Genomic DNA, 23,688 nt, shown 5'->3' on the forward strand with positions numbered 1-23,688 from the left:
CGAAGTGGCGACTTGTCGGTTTAAAAAACAAGAGGGCCTCATAATTTATCTGTTTGGAATTGAATAAATTGCCGATATTTTAGAAAAAATGTTTTAAAATAATTTTGCAAATCGATTTTTAGACCTATATTTGCACACCGCAAGACGGAAAAGGAGAATTAGCTCAGCTGGTTCAGAGCATCTGCCTTACAAGCAGAGGGTCACTGGTTCGAATCCAGTATTCTCCACCAAAATAAAAGGAGGCTTAGCTCAGCTGGTTCAGAGCATCTGCCTTACAAGCAGAGGGTCACTGGTTCGAATCCAGTAGCCTCCACTACCGAAAAAGCATCAAGAGATTGATGCTTTTTTATTTTAAACTAAATTTGATTCTGCCAGCTTCTTCTAAATCATATTTTATCAGACGATAGTCTTCGCTATTGCATATAAGAATAGATAATTCGCATGTAGTAGGCTTCGTCTAATGAACTTATCAATTGATTTAATTCAATGCTATTAAACGAGAAATTCAGCCCATCATAGGGGGTGTTTAGTAGGATACGCATGGTTCCGTCAGGGAAAGGGATGTGACAGTCTTCTTGAACCAGATCTTTTACGATCTTGCGAAAGGCGATAAATTCATCTGTTGTGAAATTGATGTGAAGATTGTTAAAACAAAGATGGATTAAATTTGTGCCGTTTGGCATACTAATAAATCCTAATTCATTTCGGGCAAGTATAGTTGGTCTGTTGCAGGCCATATATTTTCGTATTTATATCAAGAAATGTTCATCTTGTGCCTGGTTTACCCGCATACCTATCTTATGCGGGTAAACAGGACTTTGTATGAAAATGAAGTTTTCGTCCTTCGAGATATAAATATACACCTTATTTAGAATCGTTATAAATAAATTATCATTCCATAGACTTTATGACAATTACATTATAAATCGACTGTTTAATAGGGTTACTATTTTCTTCTTAAACGAACTCTAAAACGGAATAGTATGTGGCTTTTTATTTTAACGGAACTTAACGTTTCACCGAATGTGTTGGCGAAACATTAGCGCTTTTTCAATTCAACTGATGTTGAATCGGGAGTGTAATCAAATGGGAATCGATATTTCGAGGTTTATTTAGGCTGTTTATACAAAAACGTGTAGAGTTACAGTTTTTTTAATGTTATGTTTCGGAACCCTACAGAGCCTGTGTGATTTTGAAAGGCAATTTTTCCGCTTTTAAAGGTGTTAAATGCGGGATAATTCTTCATGTTGCTGCTCGCCACGCGCTGATTGAAGGAGGGGCTATTGATGTCGTCCTCGAAAGTCAGGAGGCCGTTTAGCCAGAAACTAACTTTTCCATCCTTTTGAATAATCTTTGCTGTATTCCATTCGCCATAGGGTTTTGGCTTAGAGTTGCTAGCGATGCATTCCACGGAGTAAAGACATCCTGCCCAATGCGTGGAGTCTATCTGATGGCGATGTTCTGCATTAGCATTGTCTAATAACTGCATTTCCAATCCAGTAGCAAAAGTAGCAGCATAGGCGCTATCTTCCTTGACATTGATAAATACACCGCTATTTCCACCTTTCTTCACCCACCATTCAAAGTTTAGTTCAAAATTCTCGTATTCATGATCGGTTATAAGGTCGCCAAAAATACCATCAGCTTTTGGGTCGCATAATAAGGTTCCTTCTGAGACTTTCCACTTTGAAGCGGTCTTCATTAGATTGTAGATGTGAAACCCATCAAGATTCTTACCATTGAAAATTAATTGGGAATTATTTAGCTTGTCGTTCCCACAAGAAGTTGCTAGGAATGCAAAAAGAAGGATACTTAGAACTTTAGACATATCGTGATATCGATGTTAGGGTATATCGAATTTAAGTAATTAAAGCTAAAGAGCGCAAGTCATTGCTGCAAAATTAGTATTTGGCAATTTCTTCGAGCTGCTCGTCAATAAATTTTAAGGTGAGCGGATCTGCAATGTTACCTTCTTCGTCAATCTCGTTCTGGACGAGAGGGATATGTATTTTTAATGGTAATACATGCATGCGCAGGTAGTTGCATACGCCAGTAAAATGATCTATTCCACGTATATTTCCATATTTACCCGTTGAAAGACCTACGAGTGCCGCTTTCTTATGGTAAAACGAGCTAGGGAAAGAACAGGCGTCGATAAATAATTTAAGAATACCAGGGTAACTTCCATTGTACTCAGGTATGATAAATATGAATTTACGGGCTGCAGAAACCTTCTCTTGGATGGGGGCAAACAATTCGCTTCGTTGACCATAGAGATCTGTTACAGAAAGGTTGTCCGGCAGGTCCTCTAGAGACAAAATTTCAAACTCTTCTCCTTTTCTTAAAAGTTCTTGTTGGTAGAATTTTGCAACTCTAAGGGAGTTTGAACGTTTGCGATTTGTGCCTGAGATAATTAAATTCATTGTTTATATGTTACTTATAAAAAGCATGTTAGATGGGTGTCGATACCTAATTCAATTTTTTGTATCTTAGCATCCTGAGTAGACTGTTCCTAAGAATAGCTTCAAAATTACAAATTTAACATCATTTAAGTGTCTTATGTCACAAAGGTATGTTAATTTGCAATTTCAAAAGTGTAGGGAACAGTGCACCGTTTCAAAATCTGAGGAATCATCATGGGAAAAATTATTGCCATAGCCAATCAAAAAGGAGGAGTAGGAAAAACAACTACTTCTATCAATCTTGCAGCAAGCTTATCCGTATTAGAATATAAAACTTTGTTGGTGGATGCTGATCCACAAGCTAACTCTACATCTGGAATTGGTTTTGATCCTCGTGCAATTAAAGCTAGCATTTACGAATGCTTAGTGAACGACTTGGATCCAAGAGAAGCCATTCAGCATACAGATACGCCAAATTTAGATTTATTGCCAGCGCATATCGATTTAGTGGGCGCTGAAATTGAGATGATTAATCTAGACGAGCGTGAATTTAAAATGAAGCGTATTCTAGAGGAAGTAAAAGATGATTATGATTTCGTCATTATTGACTGTTCACCGTCATTAGGCTTAATCACGATTAACGCATTGACAGCATCAAATTCGGTAATTATCCCCGTTCAGTGTGAATATTTCGCTTTAGAAGGATTAGGAAAGCTTTTGAATACGATTAAGATTGTTCAAAATAGACTAAATACAGAATTAGAGATCGAAGGAATCTTGTTAACGATGTATGATGTTCGTCTAAGGTTGTCGAATCAAGTAGTTGAAGAGGTTAGAACACATTTTCATGATTTAGTATTCGATACCATTATCCAACGCAATACGCGCCTAAGTGAGGCGCCGAGCTTCGGTATATCAGTTATTATGCACGATGCATCGTGTAAAGGAGCCATCAACTACTTAAATCTTGCTCGTGAGATTCTAGAAAAGAATGGATTGTTAAAAGAAAATACGCAAACAGTAACAGTATAGTATGGCAGCACAACAGCGTAAAACGGGTTTGGGTAAGGGATTAGGTGCTTTATTACAACAAGAGAATATTGGAGTTGATAATACTGCGCCAGTTAACGCCTCGGCGCCGAAAAGCCCAAGTTCACCTGCGGGAAGTATCAACTTTATTAAGATGGATCAGATTGCTATTAATCCATTTCAGCCTAGAACAGATTTTGATGAGCAAGCATTACGCGAGCTTTCAGAGTCTATTGAAGTGCAAGGATTAATTCAACCAATTACCGTTCGTCAAGTTGGGAAAAACGAATATCAGCTTATTTCAGGTGAGCGCAGGTTAAGAGCTTCGAAAATGGCGGGTATCACAGAGATTCCAGCCTATGTTCGCACAGCCAATGATCAGCAGATGCTGGAAATGGCACTTATTGAGAATATACAACGTGAAAATTTAAATGCCATTGAAATTGCATTGAGTTTTCAACGTATGATTGAAGAGTGTAGTCTGAAACAAGAGGAATTGGGGGATCGCGTTTCTAAAAACCGTTCAACAGTTACTAACTACCTAAGATTATTAAAATTACCTCCAGTTATTCAAGCAGCTATTCGCGATGGAGATGTTTCAATGGGACATGCTCGTGCGCTGATTAATGTTGGAGAGGTTGATAAGCAGTTATTTGTCTTCCAAGAAATATTAGAAAAAGGATTGTCAGTGCGTAAGACAGAACAATTAGTTCGAGAAATACAGCAAGCTGACGAGAAGAGAAGACGTAAGCCAAAAAGAACTGATCAATTAGATTTTCAATATCAAAAGATTGAAGACGATCTTGCATCTAAATTTGCTACTCGTGTAAAGCTAGACCTTAAAGCGACAAAAGGGAAAGGGTCTATCGTAATACCTTTCACTTCTGAAGATGATTTAAGTCGTATTTTAGAACTTTTAGATTGGTAATGAGATTTGCTTTCCTTATAGGCCTTATATTATTTTTTACAAGTGCATTTGCGCAAGTAAAGGATACGATTCCTGATAAAAGTAAAAACGTTAAACTTCAGGATTCAGTGAGTATGAAGGCTGTTCAAGATTCTGCGAAGATCAAAGCGGCTCAGGATACAGCGAAGAAAGAAACTCGTGCAGAACGTAAGGCACGGGAAAAAGCTGAAAAAGAAAGAGCAAAATACTATTACAAAAACATTAAGAAAGATTCAGCGCGTTTAGAGATTGAACATTTATCTCGCGTTGCTTGGAAACGATCACTAATTCTACCTGGTTGGGGTCAATATACCAACAAGGGACTATGGTGGATTAAAGTTCCAGTAATTTATGGAGGTTTTGTGACCTCTTATCTTGTTTTCGACTATTGGCAATGGTATTATAGGGAATTTCTTGGCGAATTAAAATATAGGCAAGAATACGGAACTGGAACAGATACAGCGTTAGGTCAATGGGATGAAGCGGGATTAATAAAGCAAAAGGATTACGCCCGTAGAAATCGAGACTTAACTGTTTTAGTAACGGTAGGCTGGTACGGATTAAATATTGTAGAAGCTTATGTAGATTCGATGTTGAAGAATCGTTGGAACGTTAGTGACGATTTAAGCCTAAAAATATCTCCGACTTTTATGCCAACTTACGCATATACACCTGGAATGGGCACATTTAATGCGCGCAGTTTGATTACTCCAGGGATGAAAATGACTTTTACCATCAAATAAACATAACCAATTAACCACATATGAAAATCGTTTTATTGGGATACGGCAAAATGGGACAACTGATTGAGCGCTTTGCAATGAAGCGTGGTCACGAAGTTGTGTTAGTTGTCGATGAAAATAATAGAGAGAGTATTGAGATTGAAGATCTACAAGATGCAGATATCGCAATTGACTTCAGTACGCCACATGCAGCACTTGAAAATATAAGCCTTTGTTTTGAGGCTAATCTACCTTTGGTTGTTGGTACGACTGGCTGGTATGATCATTTAGAAGAAGTGCGTGAAACTTGCTTAGAAGCTGATCAAGCATTATTATATGGCTCTAACTTCAGTATTGGCGTCAATATTTTTTTCCATATTAATAAAATGCTAGCAAAGGCAATTAATCCTTACAAGCAATACGATGTTCAGGTGGAGGAAATTCACCATATTCATAAACTTGATGCACCAAGTGGAACTGCAATTACCATTGCGGAGGGAATTTTAGAGAATACGGATGGGAAGAAAAGCTGGGTTAACTCAATTGAAGGATCAGGTGAGGAAATCATTCCAAAGGCAGAGGAATTATTGATTGAGAGTTTGCGTATCGAAGAGGTGCCGGGGACTCATACTGTGCTTTATAGTTCAGAGGTTGATCAGATTGAGTTTAAGCATACAGCTCATAGTCGCGAAGGGTTCGCCTTAGGCGCGGTTATTGCAGCGGAATGGCTTTTAGGAAAAAAAGGATTCTTTCAGGTAACTGAAATGTTTGATTTTAATAACTAGAATTATATGTGGTATATTATTTTTGCCATAGCGACAATCGGAGCGCTTTACGGTCTTTGGTTGTTGTATAAAAAAGCAGGTAAACAAGGCTGGGAAGCAGTCGTTCCAATTTACGGACAATATGTAATGGCTCAATTGGTGGGGCGTCCAACATGGTGGATAATCTGGTTGTTTGTGCCGATTGTGAATATCTTTATATTCTACGATCTATATTTAAACCTAATCAAAGCGTTTGGTAAGCGTCGTTTTTGGGAGAATGTAGCGGCGGTATTGGTTCCGTTTATCGTATTGCCTATGTGGGGTCGAGATCCAAACGTGAAATACTTGGGCGAGTCTACTACTGAAGAATTCAAGCAAAAATATCCATATAGAAAGTCTACAGGCCGCGAATGGGCAGATGCAATTATTTTTGCAACTGTTGCAGCATCTTTAATTCGTGGATTTCTAATCGAAGCTTACATGATCCCTACTGGTTCTATGGAGCGTAGCTTATTAGTCGGAGACTTTTTATTTGTGAGTAAATTAAACTATGGTCCTCGTATCCCGATGACTCCATTAGCCTTCCCATTTGCACATCATACGATGCCAATTACAGGTGGAAAAGCTTATTCTGAGTTAGTCAAAGTTCCTTATAAACGTCTTCCAGGATTTCAAGATATTAAGCGATACGATGTCGTCGTGTTTAATTTCCCTGAAGAAATTGAACGACCAATTGATAAGCGTGAAAACTATATTAAACGCTGTGTTGGTTTACCTGGGGATGTAATCTCCATGGAACGTGCCAAGCTTTTCGTTAATGGTGAACCAGCATTTACAGATCCCGATTTCCAAACAAACTATATTGTCGAAACTGATCCCAATGGTTTAAATATGCAACGTCTTTTAGATATGCGTATTGAAGTCGATATGGTTAATACTGAACCTGGAATGGGTTTCTATGTGTTGCACATGACAAAAGATGAAGCAGAACAAGTTAAATCTTGGGAAAGCGTAAAGAGCTTTAGAGAGCAAATCTTTGATCCTCAAGATGCGAGTCCAGGAGCTTCGGCCTTCCCACATTATAAAAGCGGTGTAGTTTGGAATTATGACAATTTTGGACCTATTCATGTGCCAGCTAAAGGTTGGACAGTGAAATTGGATAGTCTTACTGTTCCTTTATACGAAAGAGCAATTCAAATTTATGAAGGCAATACTTTTGAACATAAAGGAGATGGTTATTATATCAATGACGTAAAAGCAGATTCTTATACTTTCAAGATGAACTATTACTGGATGATGGGCGATAATCGACACAACTCCTTAGACTCACGCGGTTGGGGATTTGTACCTGAAGACCACATTGTTGGTAAAGCCTTATTTACATGGATGAGTTGGGATAAGGACGGAACCTTCTTATCAAAAATTAGATGGAATCGTATTTTTAAGGGGATTGAGTAAACCCCTAAACCATAAAAAAAAGCGAGCTATAGATTCTATAGCTCGCTTTTTTTATGATTATATTATTTCAATGCGGCTAGATAGCGCTTGATAGTTTCCTCTAATCCTAAATAAAGAGCGTCAGCAATTAATGCATGTCCAATACTAACCTCTAGAAGCTCGGGAATATGTTGATTGAAATAAGCTAGATTGTTAAGATCTAGGTCGTGTCCGGCATTCAAGCCTAGACCAACCTCTCTTGCCTTTAAAGCTGCTTTAAAATAAGGAGCAATAGCTTCCTCTTTGTTAAAGCCATATTCTGCAGCGAATGCTTCGGTATATAATTCAATTCGATCAGTTCCGGTTTCTGCTGCAGCTTCTACCATATCTTCAATAGGGTCGACGAAGATCGAAACACGTATACCTTGATCTTTGAACATCTTCACCATATCAGATAAATAATCTTTATACTTAATGGTATCCCATCCGTGGTTGGAGGTAATTTGTCCTAAAGCGTCTGGTACTAAAGTTACTTGTGTTGGTGTATTCGCTAAGACAAGGTCAATAAATTTCTGCTCTTGGCAATTTCCCTCAATATTAAACTCGGTTTGAATGTTCGCTTTTAGATCATAAACATCTTGATAACGAATATGGCGCTCATCGGGTCTTGGATGTACTGTTATTCCTTCAGCACCAAAGCGTTCACAAGCTAGCGCAGTAGCTAATACATTCGGGACATTTCCACCTCGTGAATTACGTAGTGTCGCAATTTTGTTAATATTTACGGATAGTTTAGTCATATCAATCGTCTTTTTACAAATTTACATTTTTAAGCAGGGATGTTCAGTCATTTTATGAATTATTATACCTGCTTCAATGGATAATATTTTTTAAATTGCATGCTATATGGATGGACTGGACTTCAATCTTTTAAGTGGCTTTCGTCTACTAGACTTCATAGATATCATTCTGGTGGCTATTATTATCTATTATGTATATAGCTTAATCAAAGGAACAATTGCCGTTAACATATTAATTGGCGTTGGACTGTTCTATGGTATCTACCTAGTGGTAAAGCAAATGGAGATGCGTTTATTAACGGAGATTTTTGGTGGATTTATTTCAGTAGGGTCTATTGCGCTAATCGTCGTATTCCAGCAGGAAATAAGACGTTTCCTTTTACATATCGGAAAGAACATCTCACTTCGACGTAAAAAATTCTTCTGGTCAGTGTTTGGGACTAAAAAGGCAACCCACGCTGATAATAAGGAATTTATTCGCCCGATTGTCGAGGCCTGCCAAAACATGGCAAAGTCCAAAACTGGAGCACTATTAGTTTTCTCACGATATTTTGATGAGGATTACTATCAAACGAGTGGTACGACGATTGATGCGCCAGTGTCAAAGCGTCTACTTGAAAGTATATTCTTTAAAAACTCTCCTTTACATGATGGTGCGGTTATTATAGTTGATAACCGAATTATGACTGCAAGTTCTGTACTTCCATTATCCGATTCAGATGATCTCCCTCCGCAATTTGGACTCCGACATCGTGCAGCGATTGGTGTAACCGAAGTTTCAGAGGCGGTAGCCGTAATCGTTTCAGAAGAAACAGGTGAGATCTCTTTTGCAAAGGATGGTAATATCAATATGAACCTTTCGCCACAAGAGTTAGAGAAGATTCTTTCGGAAGAGCTTTAGTTTGCTGAATAAAATTTATCAATTACTAATATTTTTTGGATAAATGTTGTTATTTATCGGAATTTAGATAACTTTATTCATAATATAAATCTAAATTTTATTGCTATGCATTTCGAGGAGAAGAAGCCTATCGACATTGTGTTAAACGACTTATTCGAACACTATCGAGCAAATGTTGCTGATGTAGATAAAATTACCAAAGCGCTCTTAGAGCGACAAGTTGTCCATGCACAGGATGATATTGTTAATGATCATATTGCTTTCCGGACTTTAGGAGTTCCAAATTTAGGTATCAAATCTTTTGAAAAGATATTCCTTTCTTTTGGATACCAAAAACGAGATTATTTCTATTTCGAAGGCAAGAAATTGGATGCCTATTGGTTTGCTCCACCTTCCTCTGAATATCCGCGCATTTTTGTTTCTGAGCTACGTGTGTCTGAGTTAAGTGCCGCTGTTCAAGAGATTATCCTTAAATACACCAGAGATATTACTACAGACCCTGTGGATGAATTGGATTTGAATGATGGGGAGCAGGTTGCTGCATTTCTACAAAAACCATTATGGAATTTGCCAACCTCTGCAGAATATCAAACCTTGCTGGCTGAGAGCGAATATGCCGCTTGGGTGATCTACAATCGTTATTATCTAAATCACTATACGATTAGCATCCATGAATTGAAGGATGGCTACAATACGTTGGAGGAATTTAATGCGTTTCTTGAAAGTATAGGCGTTAAGTTAAATACATCGGGAGGAAAGATTAAAACGAGTGAAGATGGATTATTGCGTCAGAGTAGTACGGTTTCTGCGCTTTATGATGCCACGTTCGCCGATGCAAATACTATTCAAATCGCGGGCAGCTATGTAGAGTTTGCCGAGCGATCGATATTGCCTGAATACAAAGATTTGCCAAACGATAAAATTGAATCAAAGCATCGCAGAGATGGGTTTGAAACCAATAATGCGGATAAAATTTTCGAAAGCACCTATACTACACAAATAAAAGGATAGAACATGATAGAAGAGGAGTTGGCTTTGCTTGCACCTCAATTAGACGGTGAAATTTATTGGGATGATCAAATGCGTCTGTTGTATGCAACAGATGCATCGGCATACCGTGAGATTCCTTTAGCTGTTGCATACCCTAAGAATGAACAAGATATTGTTCAGCTTATCCAATTCGCTAATCAACACAAACTTTCTTTAATTCCTAGGACTGCTGGTACTTCACTTGCGGGGCAAGTCGTAGGTGCAGGAATTATTGTCGATGTTTCGAGGTATTTTACGTCAATTTTAGAAGTTAATGCGGAGGAACATTGGGTGAAAGTTCAACCAGGAGTGATTCGCGACGAACTGAATATGTTTCTGAAGCCTTATCAGTTATATTTCGGTCCTGAGACCTCAACCGCCAACCGCGCGATGATTGGAGGGATGGTTGGCAATAATTCTTGTGGCTCAAATTCCTTAATCTATGGAAGCGCAAGAGAGCATACCTTAGAAATTAAAGCGTTATTGAGCGATGGTAGCAGTGTGGAGTTTAAGTCTTTATCATTCGAAGAGTTTACTGAAAAGTGTAATCTTAACAGTCTAGAGGGTAAAATATACAAGGATATACGAGCGATGTTGAGTAACTATCAAAATCAACAAGAGATTCGTTCACATTTTCCAAAAGCATCGATAAAAAGACGAAATACTGGTTATGCAGTCGATATGCTATTGGAAACCGATCCTTTCACTGCAGGGAAGGAGCCTTTTAGCTTCTGTAAGCTAATATGTGGCTCTGAAGGTACGCTTGCCTTCATCACAGAAGTAAAGCTTCATGTAGACCCTCTAAACACGAATCCTTCTGGGTTACTGTGTGTACACTTCGATAGTCTTCAGGATGCATTAGCCGCTAACCTGATTGCCTTAAGACACGATCCGTTGGTGAGTGAGCTGATGGATAGTTATATACTTGAGCGTACAAAAGAAAATTTAGAACAATCTAAAAATCGTTTTTTTGTAGATGGAGATCCTGCAGCGATTTTAATTGTTGAATATGACGGATTAGACGAAGCTACTATTCGCCTAAAAGTGCAAGCGGTAGAGCAAGAGATGCGTGCGAATAATTTAGGCTATCATTTTCCGTTAGTTCTTGGCAGTGATAAAAAGCGAGTTTGGGATTTGAGAAAGGCGGGCTTGGGCTTGCTGAGTAATGTACCAGGAGACGAGAAGCCTGTTGCGGTTATCGAAGATACCGCGGTAGCCGTAGAAGATCTGCCAGCTTATATTGCCGACTTCAATCGAATTCTCGCGCGCTATCAGCTTTATGCGGTGCACTACGCGCACGCTGCAACTGGAGAACTTCATTTACGACCAATAATTAACCTGAAAACGAATGAAGGGAATCAATTATTTCGAACGATTGCCTTGGAAATAGCTGAGTTAGTCAAGAAATATCAAGGTTCTTTAAGCGGTGAACATGGCGATGGACGTTTAAGAGGAGAGTTTATCCCTTTAATGATTGGTGAGCATAACTATCAATTGCTGAAAGATATAAAACATAGTTGGGATCCTAACGGAATATTTAACCCTGGCAAAATCGTCGATACCCCTTCGATGAATAGCTTTTTACGATATGAACCCGGGCAAAAGAATCGGGAAATTAATACGGTATTTCGATATCCAAATCAAACATACATCCAACATGTTGAGCAGTGTAATGGTTCAGGAGATTGCCGCAAAACTCATCTAACAGGGGGGACCATGTGTCCATCTTATATGGCGAGTAAGGATGAAAAAGATACAACAAGGGCGCGGGCGAATATTCTACGGGAAATGATAACGCATTCCACTAAAGAGAATCCATTTGATCATCAAGAGATCAAGGAAATCATGGATTTATGTCTGAGTTGTAAGGCTTGTAAGTCAGAATGTCCATCTAGTGTCGATATGGCGAAGCTAAAGGCGGAATTTCTTCAGGGATTTTACGATGCCAATGGAATTCCGTTACGGGCCAAAATGATTGGACATGTTGATTCATTGACGAAGTTGATGCAGCCGTTTGCTGCGGTATATAATGGGTTGGTTTCTAATGTGTTCACTGGGGGAATTATCAAAAAAACGTTAGGGTTTTCGGAGAAGCGACATATCCCTAAGATAGCTAGAAAAACACTCCGAAAATGGTATGCTGAGCAGGATAAAGATTATATCGCATCTAAACAGCCCATCAAATCCGTTTACTTCTTTTGCGATGAATTCACAAATTATAATGAGGTTGATCTAGGTAAGAAAGCCCTCCAACTACTAGAACGGCTTGGATATCAGGTGCTCATAATACCACATGCCTTTTCTGGTAGAGCCTTAATTTCAAAAGGACTACTTCGTGAAGCGAAGAAGCTTGCTAATGAAAACGTCCGTATTTTTGCCGATCGACTTCATGTTAATTGTAAGTTGATTGCTGTCGAGCCGTCAACTATCTTAACCTTTAGAGATGAATACGTTGATTTGGTCGATGAAGATCTTATGGATGCCGCCCAGCGGATTGCTCCACTTGCATTGACGATCGAAGAATTTATTTGGGAAGAATTTCAAGCAGGGAATATATCTTCTTCACAATTTCGTACAGAAGAGCGGGAAATATTGCTTCATGGGCATTGTCAGCAGAAGGCATGGGGTTTATTGCCCACCGTTCATCAAGTGCTGTCAATTCCTGCAAATTATAAAGTAAAGAATATTCCTTCAGGCTGTTGCGGTATGGCCGGATCTTTTGGCTATGAAAAAGAACATTATGATATGTCCATGCAAATTGGTGAGCTTGTCTTATTTCCAGCGATACGGTCGAAGGCTACCGGAACACTAATTGCCGCTCCTGGGGCGAGCTGTAGGCATCAGATTATGGATGGTACAACAGAAACCGCTTTACATCCTGTGGAGATATTATATCAAGCATTAAATGATTAAAATCAAAGAAAAACGCCCATCGGAAACCAATGGGCGTTTTTCTTTGATATCTTAAAAGGCGACTATTTCTTCGCCGCTTCTAACGCTTGTGTATTTAACTTAACGTATTCACCGTTGTTTTGTGACTTCGCCATTTTCAAACCTTCTTCAGCCGCTTTGATTGAGCCTGCTTTATCGCCAGATTTTGCAAGGATCAATGATTTCCAATATTTAATATGTGGAGCTTTCGAATTACCTTTATCCGCCTCAACCATCCATGCTGCTGCTTTCTTAATATCTATATCGTGTGTATAGTAATATTGAGCTGCTTGGAAGTAAGGTTTTTTCTCCGCTTGCATTGCTTCATCAATACTCGCTAGAATTTCTGCTTTCTGATCAACTTCGATTAAGAAAGAAACTTTTGTCTTCTCCCAAAGAAGACAGGCTTTTAAATGTTGATCATTCACTTCTTCAAAAGCAATAGTGAAAGTTTCGATCGGATTTGTTAGTGCACGAGGTTTAACTTTTACACGCAAAATATCGTCTGCCTTATCATACGTATAAGCGCCCCATTGTTTTGCATTTTTATTGAAAATAATAGTCCACTCATCTTTTCCAGGGATTGTAAATAAGGCATATGTACCTGCCTCCAAAGCCTGACCTTCAATTTTTACATCACTTTGGAATGTAATGTTTGTCGCATTGTTTGCACCTGTACGCCAAATTTGTTCATAAGGAACAAGCTCTCCGAAGATTGTTCTCCCTTTCATATTTGGACGTTGATAAACAACGCTGACTTGGCTAATGCCTAAATCTTGAAGGATAAACTGCGTGCTACTTGCAGGAGGTAATTTAATCTGCGCGTCTGCTTGTTGCGCGCTGAACATTAATCCTGAAGCTAACAGGAGTGTTATTGCAATTTTTCTCATAGAATCAAAACTTGAATTCCCGAATATACGAAGCCTAGCTTAAAAAACAAACGGAGATAGCTAGCTATCTCCGTTTACTTGATGTTAAAACTCTTATTTTCTAACTTTATGTCCCGCTACTGCGTAGTACAATATGTATAAGTAACAAGGTAATGCAATCCAGTATGCTTGGTGAGAACCTACTGAGTGTGAAATCTGTCCGTATATCAAAGGAATTACAGCTCCACCAGCGATACCCATCACTAAAATTCCAGACGCTGCACCAGTGAAACGACCCACACCCTTTAAAGCTAAAGGCCAAATTGCTGGCCATACTAGAGAGTTTGCTAAGCCTAATAGTCCAACTAAGGTTAGTGAAACCATACCATCAGTAAATACAATACCTACTGTTAGAATAATACCTAGGATTGCACATAGTTTTAGGGCAGTCTCTTGCGCTAAGTGTTTTGGTATTGCAATAATACCGATTACGTAACCGACAACCATCGAAACCATAGTGAAGGACGTAAAGAATTTTGCTGTATCTAATGGAATTCCTAAATACGTACCATAAGCGATAATGGTATCACCCGCTAAAACTTCAACACCAACATAAAGGAATAAACAAATAAATCCTAAGATGACATGTGGGAAATCAAAAATACTTTGTTTGCCTTCGGAAGCATTGTGGTGAGAAGCATCTTCTTCTTCATCTCCTTTAACCTCTGGTAAATTAGCCTTAGAAATCCATATTCCTAATAAAATAAGTACAACGACAATCCCGATGTATGGATTTACTACCTGTAGTGCAATTTTATCCAAAGCTTGTGCCGACTCTTCAGGACTCATGGTCGCTAAAGATTTTTGTACTTTATCTGCCTCTCCTAGATTTAAGAAGTAGCCAAGGATAATTGGTGCAAGCGCACCGGCAAATTTGTTGCAAATACCCATGATACTGATACGTTTAGCAGCAGTTTCCACAGGCCCAATAATCGTTATGTAAGGGTTAGATGCGGTTTGTAAGATCGCTAAACCACCACCCATGACAAACAGTCCTGTTAAGAATAACAAGTATGTTCGCGAATACGCAGCAGGAATGAATAATAATGCGCCGACGGCCATAATGCCCAACGAGATAGCCATACCATTTTTAAATCCAAATCTATTTAAGACCCATGTTGAAACGGGAGCCATCACTAAGTAAGCAATGTAGAATGCGAATGTTACAAAGTAAGATTGAACTTCGGTAAGTTCACAAGCGATTCTTAAATAAGGGATTAAGAGGGAGTTTAGCCAAGTGGCGAATCCAAAAATAAAGAAGAGGGCGCCAATTATAATCATTGGTCCGACGGTTGATTGATTATTCTGATTGGTCATAAAATTGATTTAATCGATTATGAATTTTTTGATAGTCACAAGGCTAACAAAATAAATCGATATTTTAAAACGGAATTTGTTAGTCAAACGATTGCATTTATTAGAAATTGTTGAAGATTCCGAATTTTGATTACTTAGATTTTCAGTGCTATCAACTCGTTGTCAATGGCTTTTAAAAGTAAGAGAGACATCGAATGGGCGACATCTCTCTAAAAACCTAAACCGTATCATAAAACCAAAAAATGGTAGTATATAGGGTTAAACAATAGTTTTAAGCTATTGTTTTGAAGAATCTTTGGTTGTGCTCAAATTTATTGAGGCTTTTTTATGATGGCCATCGTGAGCCTGGAAACACAGACTAACTTATCACGTTCGTCAACAATTCTGATATCCCAAACGTGGGTTGTTTTTCCGATATGAAAAGGTTTGCAAGTCGCAAATACTTTTCCTTTAGTCACAGGACGTAAGTGATTTGCATTGATGTCTAAGCCAACAGCTGCAAATTTATCCATGTCAATGATCAACGCTGAAGCAATACTGCCGACAGATTCGGCGAGAACAACAGAAGCCCCTCCATGAAGAATTCCAAAAGGTTGTTTCACTTTTTCGTTTACGGGCATTTCTGCAACAAGAGCATCCTCAGTAATGGATATCGCTTTAATATCCAAAAAACCTGTCATGTTTATCGCAAAATAAGAGTTGATCTCCTCTAATGAGTAACTTCTAAACCACATCGTTGCTCAAGTTTTGGTTCTTTAAATAACGGGCCTTTAATATAATAGTATGATGATTAAGGTGCCCCGCGATGACATATAGTAAAGCTCTTACGCTTATTAATCGGTCAGATGCCATCCCTTTTCTTGCAAGTTCATTCTCGTCAAATGCTTCGAATAAATATAAATTCGCTTTTCTTAAATGAATAAACTCCTGGGCGATATCTGCTAGTTGACGTTCATTGTGACGACCGTTAGAGACAAACTCATCCTGCTCGAATGAAGCTAATGCGGTCATGTCATTTCTGCCAAATCGTAATGCACGATAAGCCATTACCCGTTCACAATCTAATATATGGCAAAGTACTTCTTTAATTGACCATTTATCTTCCGCATAAGCATAAGATCCCATGTTTTCAGGAATGCTGTCAATAAATTCGGGGAATGTGTCTAGCTGAGTCTTTAGTTCTTCCATAACATCGCCTGTTACGGTTTCTATATAGTCACTGAAGATCGCTGGATATTCGTCAGATTTGAGTTGGTTCATAGCGTAAATTACTTTTTAAGATAATTCTAAATGTAGTTCCTTTTCCTATTTCAGATTCTTTAACAAAAATTTGTCCTTGATGGTAGTAGACCATACGTTTTGTCAAACTTAGCCCTAAGCCCCAGCCGCGTTTACGTGTTGTATATCCTGGTTGAAAAATGACCTCCCAATTTGCTCTTGGGATCCCTTTCCCGGTGTCGCTAATGTCTATAAAAATTTCTTCTTTTGCAATGTTTTCCGAAATGTTGATGCTGATTTTACCCTCGGCTTCAATCGCATTTACAGCATTTTTTAAGAGATTTTCTATGATCCAGTCAAATACCTGAACATTCAATTTGGCTTCAACTTGTTGGTCTCCCACCAGCTCAAAAGTAATACGCTGGCTCGTTCTCACCTTAAAATAGTTGACATATTCTTCTACAACAGGATAAACGGCATGATTGGTCAAGGATGGTGTCGAACCGATTTTAGAAAAGCGATCCGCAACAATTTCAAGACGTTTGATGTCACGCTCCATTTCGTTAAAAACACTGTCATCTTCGGCATCGTAAGTAACACGGGCAAGTTCCAACCAGCCCATCATCGAGGAAATCGGGGTGCCCAATTGATGTGCCGCCTCTTTAGCCATACCTACCCAAACTAAGTTTTGCTCCGAATCACGAATAGAGTTAAAAACAGTATAGGCGATAATCAAGAAAATAGCAATCAATGACAGCTGTAAGTATGGAAATATACGTAATTGAGCTAAAGCATTTGAATCGTGATAATAGACTCGCCATTCTTGACCGCTATCCAACGAAATATGGATAGGCGGGTGAGCCTTTTTCATTTTGTTTAACTGCTTTTGGAAATAATCAGGATCATACTGTTTTAATGAATCAGGATCATTCGGATTATCAGTTTTGGTACTATCCAAATCGCGCCAAGCGACGATTGCTTCATTCTTGTCTGTAATAATTGCAGGCAAACTTAAGCTGTCTCGAACGGCTGAAATAAAACTGATAAACTCATCGTTGACATCCGGCATCGTTACGATACTTTTGGTGGACATGGCCCAAACCTCAGCCTTCGTACGTTCCGATTTAGAGAGACTTTTTACGAGATAATTGCTATATAAAAGGGATGCCGTAGCAATTAATGCCGCAAATAAAAACAATAGAAATTTCCATTGTTGCTTATTATATCTGTACGGATGTTGCTTCATAGACCCAATAATTGTCAGCAAATTAATGATTTTCCTATAGCTTCAACAAACAAAATAAAGAAATGCGTAATTTTGCGCTTATGAGTTCACAAAACAAAGTTAGGGTTCGTTTCGCGCCAAGTCCTACAGGCGGGTTACATTTAGGCGGTGTGAGAACCGCGCTGTTCAACTATCTATTTGCAAAACATCACGGAGGTGATTTTATCCTGCGTATTGAAGATACCGATCAAACACGTTTTGTACCCGGTGCTGAAGAATATATCAAAGAGTGTTTAGCATGGTGCGGATTGACGCCAGACGAAAGTCCTTGGAATGAGGGCGCGTTTGCACCCTATCGCCAAAGTGAGCGTAAGCCTTTATACCGTCAATATGCGGAGGGTTTAATAAAGAAAGGATATGCTTATTATGCCTTTGACACGTCGGAAGAATTAGAGGAACAGCGTAAACTGCATCCTAATTTTCGTTATGCCCATGACAATCGAATGAGTCTTCGTAACTCGTTGAGCCTGGGTGATGAGGAAACTCAGCGTTTATTAGCTGCTGGTACCGCACATACGATCCGAATCAAAATGCCCGAAGAAGAAGTGGTTTCTTTTGATGATATGATTCGTGGTCGAGTTAGTTTTGAAACAAAATTAGTTGACGATAAGGTTTTATTAAAAGCAGATGGTATGCCAACCTATCACCTTGCTGTCGTTGTTGATGATAGAGCAATGGAGATTTCGCATGTGTTTCGTGGAGAAGAATGGTTGCCATCAGCACCTGTACACATCCTATTGTGGGAATATTTAGGTTGGAAAGAAGAGATGCCTCAATGGGCGCATTTACCATTAATCCTAAAACCAGACGGTAAGGGTAAACTAAGTAAGCGTGATGGTGATCGATTAGGATTTCCAGTATATGCCATGAATTGGAGCGATCCAAAATCTGGTGAATTAACGACTGGATTCCGCGAGCGCGGGTTCTTACCGGAAGCATTTGTCAATATGTTGGCTATGTTAGGATGGAACGACGGAACGGAACAGGAAATTTTTACAATGCAAGAATTGATTGAGAAATTCTCTGTTGAACGTATTAGCAAAGCGGGTGCAAAATTTGACTTCGAGAAAGCCAAGTGGTACAATCAGGAATGGATAAAAATTACTGATAATACTGTATTACTGCCAAAAGTAAAAGAAATTATGGCTAATCATTCATTGGATACAACTGGAATAAGCGATAATTTTATCAATTCTATCTTGGATTTAGTTAAAGAAAGATTAACTTACGTCGAAGATTTTTGGGAGCAAGCCTCTTTCTTCTTCCAAAAGCCTACGCAATATGACGTAGATGCCGTTAAACCGAAGTGGAACACCGAAAAAACAGCCTTCTTCAATCAAATTTCTGTTGACTTTGCTGAGCAAACAACTTGGGAAGCGTCTAGTCTAGAAACCTTCTTTAAAGGTAAGATAGCAGAATCAGGAATGAAAATTGGTGAATTGATGATGCCATTCCGCATCATGCTTGTTGGGGGGAAATTCGGTCCGGATGTATTTAAGATTGCAGAGCTTTTAGGCAAAGAAGAAGTTGTAGCACGCATTGCGTTGGCATTGCCTCAATTTGAAGCATAAATAATCAACTAAACGAATACGAATGAATTTAATTAAGAAGTTACTCTTTGGATGTGCAGCATCAGCGATGTTGTTTACCACATCCTGCGCGACAACAGGTAAAGCGCAACAGGGCACAAGCCAACAACGTTTTCCAGAAGAAAAATTAGGTTGGAAGTTAGGAGCACAAGCTTATACCTTCCGTTTATTCTCTTTTGCAGATGCACTAAATAAAATCGATAGCGCTGGACTTCGCTATGTAGAAGCTTTTCCAGGTCAAACGATTGGTGCTGGCAGTAGCGAGAAGATGACTTATGATCTTTCTGCAGAAGGCAGAACTCTTGTGAAAAAACTTCTTAAAGACAAAAAAATCACTTTACATGCTTATGGCGTAGTGGGTGCAAAAGATGCTGTAGAATGGGAGAAGGTATTTGCATTTGCTAAAGACATGGGTGTTAAAGTCATCAATTGTGAACCGGATGATGCAATGCTTGATGTAATTTCAAATCTTGCCGACAAATATGATATCCTTGTGGGGATTCATAACCATCCTACACCTTCAAAATACTGGAATCCTGACGTCGTGCTAAAAGCATTGGAAGGAAGAAGCAAGCGAATGGGAGCAACTGCAGATGTTGGTCACTGGATGCGCTCTGGCTTGAATCCAATTGAGTGTCTGAAAAAATTAGACGGTAAAATTGTACACCTTCATTTTAAAGATCTGAATGAGTTTGGTAATAAAAAGGCTCATGACGTTCCATGGGGAACAGGAAAATTAGGATTGAAAGAGGTACAGGCAGAATTGAAGCGTCAAAACTTTAAAGGAATGTTATCCGCAGAATATGAGTACCACTGGGAGAACAATATGCCGGAAGTGAAAGTTTCTGCAGAAAACTTCAGAACAGCTTTGTAGTACTCAAACACCGAAAAAAAATAAAAAGCGCTAGGATCTTTCCTAGCGTTTTTTTTTGGCTATGTTTTTTTTGCCTTCCAAATTCGAACGAAGTAGCTCAGATAAGGGCTTTACTTTAAATCGGAAATTATTCCGTTTGTTCGACCAAGGGCCGAAGCATGTACGAAGAAAGTATAACCAATGCATCACTTTATCCTCTTTCCCATCAAACGGATTTCGAAAGGAATATTTGCGATAAATTAAATCGCAACGGCCAAAAAGACGAAAAATAAATTTACGGTAGATTCAGGATGTTGAGTCTATAAAAAAATCAGTTTAGCTGAATAATTCGCTGATGTCTGCTTTGCTCAATGATTTTACAAAACTTTCTTCCGTAGTGATTAGTGAGCTTGCAAGTGTCTTCTTCATTCCTTGTAGGGCAAGGATCTTCTCTTCTATACTATCCTTACTAATGAATTTATAGATAAATACATTCTTCACCTGGCCAATACGGTGGCTTCGGTCGATTGCTTGCTGTTCTACGGCTGGGTTCCACCAAGGGTCGAGTATGAAAACGTAGTCGGCTTCGGTGAGGTTGAGCCCCACGCCACCGGCTTTAATGGAAATCAAAAAGACTTGTACATCATCGTTTTCTTTAAACGTTTTAACAGCACTATTTCGATCAGCTGTTGAACCATCTAAATAAGCATAACGTATTTTTTGTTTTTCGAAGTGTTCTCGGAATAGTTGTAAATGTTTTACGAATTGAGAAAAGATTAGAACCTTATTGCCTTCCTCAATGATTGATTCCATCAACTCGATAGCCGCTTCAAATTTGCCAGAACCACCTTCATAACCTTGATCAATCATTGATGGATGATTTGCCAACTGACGAAGTTTTGTTAAACCTTGTAGGAGTGCAATTTGGGATGCTTTTCCGGAGAATGCACCATCGAGTAAGGCATTTCTGTATTCAGATTTGACACGCTCATAATATTCGGACTGCTCTTCAGACATGCTGCAGTAGAAAATCTGTTCAGATTTTGGGGGCAGTTCGGTTGCCACTTGGGATTTTGTCCGGCGCAGTACGAATGGTTTAATAATCGCCTGCAAGCGCCTTGCTTTTTCCTCATCTTTTTTCTTTTCAATCGCTTGCACAAATTCTTTCTGGAAATAAGTAAAAGAGCCTAATAATCCAGGGTTGGCAAAATGCATTTGCGACCAAATATCAAGAACACTATTCTCAATTGGAGTACCACTAAGGGCGAGTTTGTTTTTACTTTTAAGCTGCTTTATTGAGCTAAATGATTTTGAACGCGGATTTTTAATGTTTTGGCTCTCATCAAGAATGATGTAATTGAAGAAGAAACTCGACAATAGATCTTCGTCGATACGAGCAATACCATACGTACTGATGATTAAGTCGAAATGGCTGAAGGCAAAACTATCCTTACTACGATTACCCCCAGTATGCAGAAGTACGCGCAGGTTTGGAACAAAGCGTTCCGCTTCTTTTTGCCAATTAAAGATTAGAGAGGTAGGTACAATCAATAAGGATGTTTTGGGGTCTTGTGGACCTAAGGTTTCCTTTTGATGCTGTAAGAGCGCAAGGGTCTGTACTGTTTTTCCCAAACCCATATCGTCAGCAAGTAATCCACCAAATCGGTATTGTTGAAGGAAATGAAACCAATTGTAGCCGGCCTTTTGGTACGGACGTAACGATCCCTTGAATTTTATAGGAGGGTCTATATCTTCAATTTGATCAAACTCACCTAGTTTATTCAACTTTCGTTGCATAGCTACTTCGGTATGTTCGCTGACATCATTTAACAAGCCGATGTGTAGTCGACTAATTCGGATTTCATCCTTTTTCGAGGAGAATTGGAATAAATGCTCATATTGCGAAAACCATTCCTGAGGAATAATCGCAATTTCCCCATTCGGCAAAGCAAACTCTTGCTGTTTATTGATGATGTGTTGGCGTAGTGAGGTAAATGGGATTTCATAAGGGCCGAATCGAACAATTGCTCTGACATCAAACCAATCGTTCTGCTCTGCAATCTCGATGCTTATACTGGTTTTTCCAATCAGAAATCGCTTTTCTTTATGACTTTGTGTAATATGAAACCCTTGTTCTTCCAATTGAGACAAATGTTCATTGACCCATTCGATAATCGATGGGTTGAAGCCTAAACCAACATCCTTCGGTTTAAAAGTACTAAAGAGTGCGTCTGCTTTCGCTAAGCCTAAACTAAGAAGCGATGCTTCCTTTTTTTCTTCCCAAGAGGTCGCCCTTTTGATACGGAAGAACTGGTGCTTGTCATTTTCAGCATCAGGAACATAGCGGACAGTAACCGTTTGATTTCCACCTGCCGGAAAACTATATGCACCGTATTGAAAGAATAATTGAAGCTGCGCATCTCCTTCCGGACTATAAATAATCCGAAGTTCGGGACTTGCTTGCTCTTTATAGTTAAGTATTTCGAAGCCCTCCGCGTAAACATGATGCTTCTCAATTAAACCTGTTACGAAGGTCTCAAAGTACTTTTTCTCCGTGTTTCGAGGAATGGAAATAAAACGCTTGTTTAGAAATGGGGTTAACTTTTTCCCCTCCAAATCCTCATCAAAATGATACAAGGTGTTTTCTAATAATAACCAAGCTTGTTGATTCACGATGACTTCGGCATCCTTAAACATGAACTCCATACGATGCCCCTCATATTTCAGTGTAGGAAAATAACGAGTTTCAGATTCATTTCGTCGAAAATGGAAAAGTACGGAGGTTGCTGTTGGTGCAATTTGCAATTCTTGTTCCGCAGGATAGCCATCTTTGCTCATGAGGAATAAGGGTTTGTCTGCAACTTGCTGTAGAAAATTCAGCATTCGTTGTTCGATTTTTGGACGAATGTAATCGTACATGTTTTGGTCAAATACCTTGGTAAAGTAATCGACGGGTCGGATTGCTTTTTTATGAAAACGCTTTATAATATGCGTTTGTTCGATTTCATCGAGGAGTTTTATTAGTTTATAATCCAGGTCATCCAGTGCGGGGGCAAATTCATCCACCGTATTGCTAAACACGCGCTTATAGGACAACGAATAGGAGCCATTCTGATTCAAATGAACGATATGCGGTTCAATTAGAAAACCTAAGTAAGGATGTTTTCCCAAAGAATATACCAATCGATATGACAATGAAGTCTTTCCGTGCTGCATGCTGGATCTTGTACGCTAGAAAAAGCTACTAATATACGTCAAATATTGCCTCGGCAGGAAATCAGGGTATTAATTTATTGTTATTTCACTTTTTTCCTTAAAAAGTGAACTTGAGTTTCTTGCAGTTTTAACAAAAATTTAACTATGAAACACAGCATTGTTACAATTTTTTGAAAATTGAGCAAACGTTTGTGTTGTTGCTGAATGTTTTTCGCAAACGTTTGCGAAACGCGTAGCGATATTTCTATAGCGTTTTAGCTATTGCAACTTATTTTTCGCTGCTTAATTTTAGAAACGAAATTATTAACAAAACCATCACA

20 protein-coding genes and 2 tRNA genes are annotated in these 23,688 nt (G+C 38.9%); 12 read left to right on the forward strand and 10 right to left on the reverse strand.

Annotation, left to right across the window (positions count from 1 at the left end):
- Positions 1–152: 152 nt before the first annotated feature.
- Positions 153–230, forward strand: a tRNA-Val gene (locus tag GFH32_RS01755).
- A gap of 8 nt (positions 231–238) precedes the next feature.
- Positions 239–313: transfer RNA gene (locus GFH32_RS01760), tRNA-Val, on the forward strand.
- Positions 314–413: 100 nt separating this feature from the next.
- Here GFH32_RS01760 and GFH32_RS01765 read toward each other — a convergent pair.
- The 3 genes from GFH32_RS01765 to GFH32_RS01775 form a co-directional block, all read right to left on the reverse strand.
- Complete coding sequence (locus GFH32_RS01765) at positions 414–737, reverse strand: DUF6686 family protein (RefSeq protein WP_153509444.1); 324 nt, start codon at positions 735–737, stop codon at positions 414–416.
- 404 nt (positions 738–1,141) lie between these two features.
- Positions 1,142–1,828 carry a 3-keto-disaccharide hydrolase gene (locus tag GFH32_RS01770; protein ID WP_153509445.1) on the reverse strand — a complete coding sequence of 229 codons (687 nt, stop codon included), beginning with the start codon at positions 1,826–1,828 and terminating at the stop codon, positions 1,142–1,144.
- A 73-nt stretch (positions 1,829–1,901) separates the two neighbouring features.
- A complete protein-coding gene (locus tag GFH32_RS01775; protein ID WP_153509446.1) occupies positions 1,902–2,423 on the reverse strand; it encodes an NADPH-dependent FMN reductase in 522 nt (173 codons plus the stop codon).
- Positions 2,424–2,636: 213 nt separating this feature from the next.
- Between GFH32_RS01775 and GFH32_RS01780 the strand changes: the two genes are divergently transcribed.
- Genes GFH32_RS01780 through lepB form a run of 5 tightly spaced genes read left to right on the forward strand, consistent with a single transcriptional unit; the run spans position 2,637 to position 7,321 of the window.
- Complete coding sequence (locus GFH32_RS01780; protein ID WP_153509447.1) at positions 2,637–3,434, forward strand: ParA family protein; 798 nt, start codon at positions 2,637–2,639, stop codon at positions 3,432–3,434.
- A gap of 1 nt (position 3,435) precedes the next feature.
- Positions 3,436–4,359 (forward strand): ParB/RepB/Spo0J family partition protein, encoded by a 924-nt coding sequence (locus GFH32_RS01785; protein WP_153509448.1) that lies wholly within the window; start codon positions 3,436–3,438, stop codon positions 4,357–4,359.
- The gene (locus tag GFH32_RS01790) at positions 4,359–5,120 is read left to right on the forward strand and encodes a DUF5683 domain-containing protein (RefSeq protein ID WP_153509449.1); all 762 of its coding nucleotides are present in this window, start codon (positions 4,359–4,361) and stop codon (positions 5,118–5,120) included. The genes GFH32_RS01785 and GFH32_RS01790 overlap by 1 nt, the downstream gene beginning before the upstream one ends.
- A 20-nt stretch (positions 5,121–5,140) precedes the next feature.
- Positions 5,141–5,884, forward strand: a complete 744-nt coding sequence (gene dapB / locus GFH32_RS01795; RefSeq protein ID WP_153509450.1) for a 4-hydroxy-tetrahydrodipicolinate reductase — start codon at positions 5,141–5,143, stop codon at positions 5,882–5,884.
- Between the two features lie 6 nt (positions 5,885–5,890).
- Complete coding sequence (gene lepB / locus GFH32_RS01800; protein WP_153509451.1) at positions 5,891–7,321, forward strand: signal peptidase I; 1,431 nt, start codon at positions 5,891–5,893, stop codon at positions 7,319–7,321.
- Between the two features lie 62 nt (positions 7,322–7,383).
- Here lepB and GFH32_RS01805 read toward each other — a convergent pair whose 3' ends face one another.
- Positions 7,384–8,100: a pyridoxine 5'-phosphate synthase gene (locus tag GFH32_RS01805; protein ID WP_153509452.1), complete on the reverse strand. Its 717-nt coding sequence runs from the start codon at positions 8,098–8,100 to the stop codon at positions 7,384–7,386.
- A gap of 106 nt (positions 8,101–8,206) precedes the next feature.
- Between GFH32_RS01805 and cdaA the strand changes: the two genes are divergently transcribed.
- The 3 genes from cdaA (at position 8,207) to GFH32_RS01820 (ending at position 12,943) form a co-directional block, all read left to right on the forward strand.
- Positions 8,207–9,001: a diadenylate cyclase CdaA gene (gene cdaA / locus GFH32_RS01810; RefSeq protein ID WP_194285661.1), complete on the forward strand. Its 795-nt coding sequence runs from the start codon at positions 8,207–8,209 to the stop codon at positions 8,999–9,001.
- Positions 9,002–9,106: 105 nt separating this feature from the next.
- The gene (locus tag GFH32_RS01815) at positions 9,107–10,012 is read left to right on the forward strand and encodes a DUF1338 domain-containing protein (protein ID WP_153509453.1); all 906 of its coding nucleotides are present in this window, start codon (positions 9,107–9,109) and stop codon (positions 10,010–10,012) included.
- A 3-nt stretch (positions 10,013–10,015) separates the two neighbouring features.
- Positions 10,016–12,943, forward strand: coding sequence for an FAD-binding and (Fe-S)-binding domain-containing protein (locus GFH32_RS01820; protein ID WP_202111263.1), 2,928 nt, complete (start codon positions 10,016–10,018; stop codon positions 12,941–12,943).
- A gap of 62 nt (positions 12,944–13,005) precedes the next feature.
- Here GFH32_RS01820 and GFH32_RS01825 read toward each other — a convergent pair whose 3' ends face one another.
- The 5 genes from GFH32_RS01825 to GFH32_RS01845 form a co-directional block, all read right to left on the reverse strand.
- Complete coding sequence (locus GFH32_RS01825) at positions 13,006–13,851, reverse strand: DUF2911 domain-containing protein (RefSeq protein WP_153509454.1); 846 nt, start codon at positions 13,849–13,851, stop codon at positions 13,006–13,008.
- Between the two features lie 93 nt (positions 13,852–13,944).
- Complete coding sequence (locus tag GFH32_RS01830; protein WP_153509455.1) at positions 13,945–15,207, reverse strand: sugar MFS transporter; 1,263 nt, start codon at positions 15,205–15,207, stop codon at positions 13,945–13,947.
- 311 nt (positions 15,208–15,518) lie between these two features.
- Entirely contained in the window at positions 15,519–15,941 is a 423-nt protein-coding gene (locus GFH32_RS01835) for a hotdog fold thioesterase (RefSeq protein WP_153509456.1), read from the reverse strand.
- Complete coding sequence (locus GFH32_RS01840; RefSeq protein ID WP_153509457.1) at positions 15,931–16,467, reverse strand: DinB family protein; 537 nt, start codon at positions 16,465–16,467, stop codon at positions 15,931–15,933. Before GFH32_RS01840 ends, GFH32_RS01835 begins: the two co-directional genes overlap by 11 nt.
- Positions 16,448–17,671: a sensor histidine kinase gene (locus GFH32_RS01845; protein ID WP_153509458.1), complete on the reverse strand. Its 1,224-nt coding sequence runs from the start codon at positions 17,669–17,671 to the stop codon at positions 16,448–16,450. Before GFH32_RS01845 ends, GFH32_RS01840 begins: the two co-directional genes overlap by 20 nt.
- 80 nt (positions 17,672–17,751) lie before the next feature.
- Between GFH32_RS01845 and gltX the strand changes: the two genes are divergently transcribed.
- Positions 17,752–19,281, forward strand: coding sequence for a glutamate--tRNA ligase (gene gltX / locus GFH32_RS01850; RefSeq protein ID WP_153509459.1), 1,530 nt, complete (start codon positions 17,752–17,754; stop codon positions 19,279–19,281).
- A 22-nt stretch (positions 19,282–19,303) separates the two neighbouring features.
- The gene (locus GFH32_RS01855) at positions 19,304–20,173 is read left to right on the forward strand and encodes a sugar phosphate isomerase/epimerase family protein (protein WP_228384188.1); all 870 of its coding nucleotides are present in this window, start codon (positions 19,304–19,306) and stop codon (positions 20,171–20,173) included.
- A gap of 315 nt (positions 20,174–20,488) precedes the next feature.
- On the opposite strand, the gene GFH32_RS01860 is transcribed toward GFH32_RS01855, so the two are convergent.
- Positions 20,489–23,368: a DEAD/DEAH box helicase gene (locus GFH32_RS01860; RefSeq protein WP_153509460.1), complete on the reverse strand. Its 2,880-nt coding sequence runs from the start codon at positions 23,366–23,368 to the stop codon at positions 20,489–20,491.
- Positions 23,369–23,688: the final 320 nt, after the last annotated feature.

Source organism: Sphingobacteruim zhuxiongii, from assembly GCF_009557615.1.
Lineage (GTDB): Bacteria > Bacteroidota > Bacteroidia > Sphingobacteriales > Sphingobacteriaceae > Sphingobacterium > Sphingobacterium zhuxiongii.

Coding starts and splice junctions, on each gene's coding strand:
- GFH32_RS01790 (WP_153509449.1), top strand. CDS start 4,359: ATGAGATTTGCTTTCCTTATAGGCCTTATATTATTTTTTACAAGTGCA.
- GFH32_RS01825 (WP_153509454.1), bottom strand. CDS start 13,851: ATGAGAAAAATTGCAATAACACTCCTGTTAGCTTCAGGATTAATGTTC.
- GFH32_RS01820 (WP_202111263.1), top strand. CDS start 10,016: ATGATAGAAGAGGAGTTGGCTTTGCTTGCACCTCAATTAGACGGTGAA.
- GFH32_RS01840 (WP_153509457.1), bottom strand. CDS start 16,467: ATGAACCAACTCAAATCTGACGAATATCCAGCGATCTTCAGTGACTAT.
- GFH32_RS01780 (WP_153509447.1), top strand. CDS start 2,637: ATGGGAAAAATTATTGCCATAGCCAATCAAAAAGGAGGAGTAGGAAAA.
- gltX (WP_153509459.1), top strand. CDS start 17,752: ATGAGTTCACAAAACAAAGTTAGGGTTCGTTTCGCGCCAAGTCCTACA.
- GFH32_RS01785 (WP_153509448.1), top strand. CDS start 3,436: ATGGCAGCACAACAGCGTAAAACGGGTTTGGGTAAGGGATTAGGTGCT.
- GFH32_RS01830 (WP_153509455.1), bottom strand. CDS start 15,207: ATGACCAATCAGAATAATCAATCAACCGTCGGACCAATGATTATAATT.
- GFH32_RS01845 (WP_153509458.1), bottom strand. CDS start 17,671: ATGAAGCAACATCCGTACAGATATAATAAGCAACAATGGAAATTTCTA.
- cdaA (WP_194285661.1), top strand. CDS start 8,207: ATGGATGGACTGGACTTCAATCTTTTAAGTGGCTTTCGTCTACTAGAC.
- GFH32_RS01835 (WP_153509456.1), bottom strand. CDS start 15,941: ATGTGGTTTAGAAGTTACTCATTAGAGGAGATCAACTCTTATTTTGCG.
- dapB (WP_153509450.1), top strand. CDS start 5,141: ATGAAAATCGTTTTATTGGGATACGGCAAAATGGGACAACTGATTGAG.
- lepB (WP_153509451.1), top strand. CDS start 5,891: ATGTGGTATATTATTTTTGCCATAGCGACAATCGGAGCGCTTTACGGT.
- GFH32_RS01815 (WP_153509453.1), top strand. CDS start 9,107: ATGCATTTCGAGGAGAAGAAGCCTATCGACATTGTGTTAAACGACTTA.
- GFH32_RS01775 (WP_153509446.1), bottom strand. CDS start 2,423: ATGAATTTAATTATCTCAGGCACAAATCGCAAACGTTCAAACTCCCTT.
- GFH32_RS01765 (WP_153509444.1), bottom strand. CDS start 737: ATGGCCTGCAACAGACCAACTATACTTGCCCGAAATGAATTAGGATTT.
- GFH32_RS01770 (WP_153509445.1), bottom strand. CDS start 1,828: ATGTCTAAAGTTCTAAGTATCCTTCTTTTTGCATTCCTAGCAACTTCT.
- GFH32_RS01805 (WP_153509452.1), bottom strand. CDS start 8,100: ATGACTAAACTATCCGTAAATATTAACAAAATTGCGACACTACGTAAT.
- GFH32_RS01855 (WP_228384188.1), top strand. CDS start 19,304: ATGAATTTAATTAAGAAGTTACTCTTTGGATGTGCAGCATCAGCGATG.
- GFH32_RS01860 (WP_153509460.1), bottom strand. CDS start 23,368: ATGCAGCACGGAAAGACTTCATTGTCATATCGATTGGTATATTCTTTG.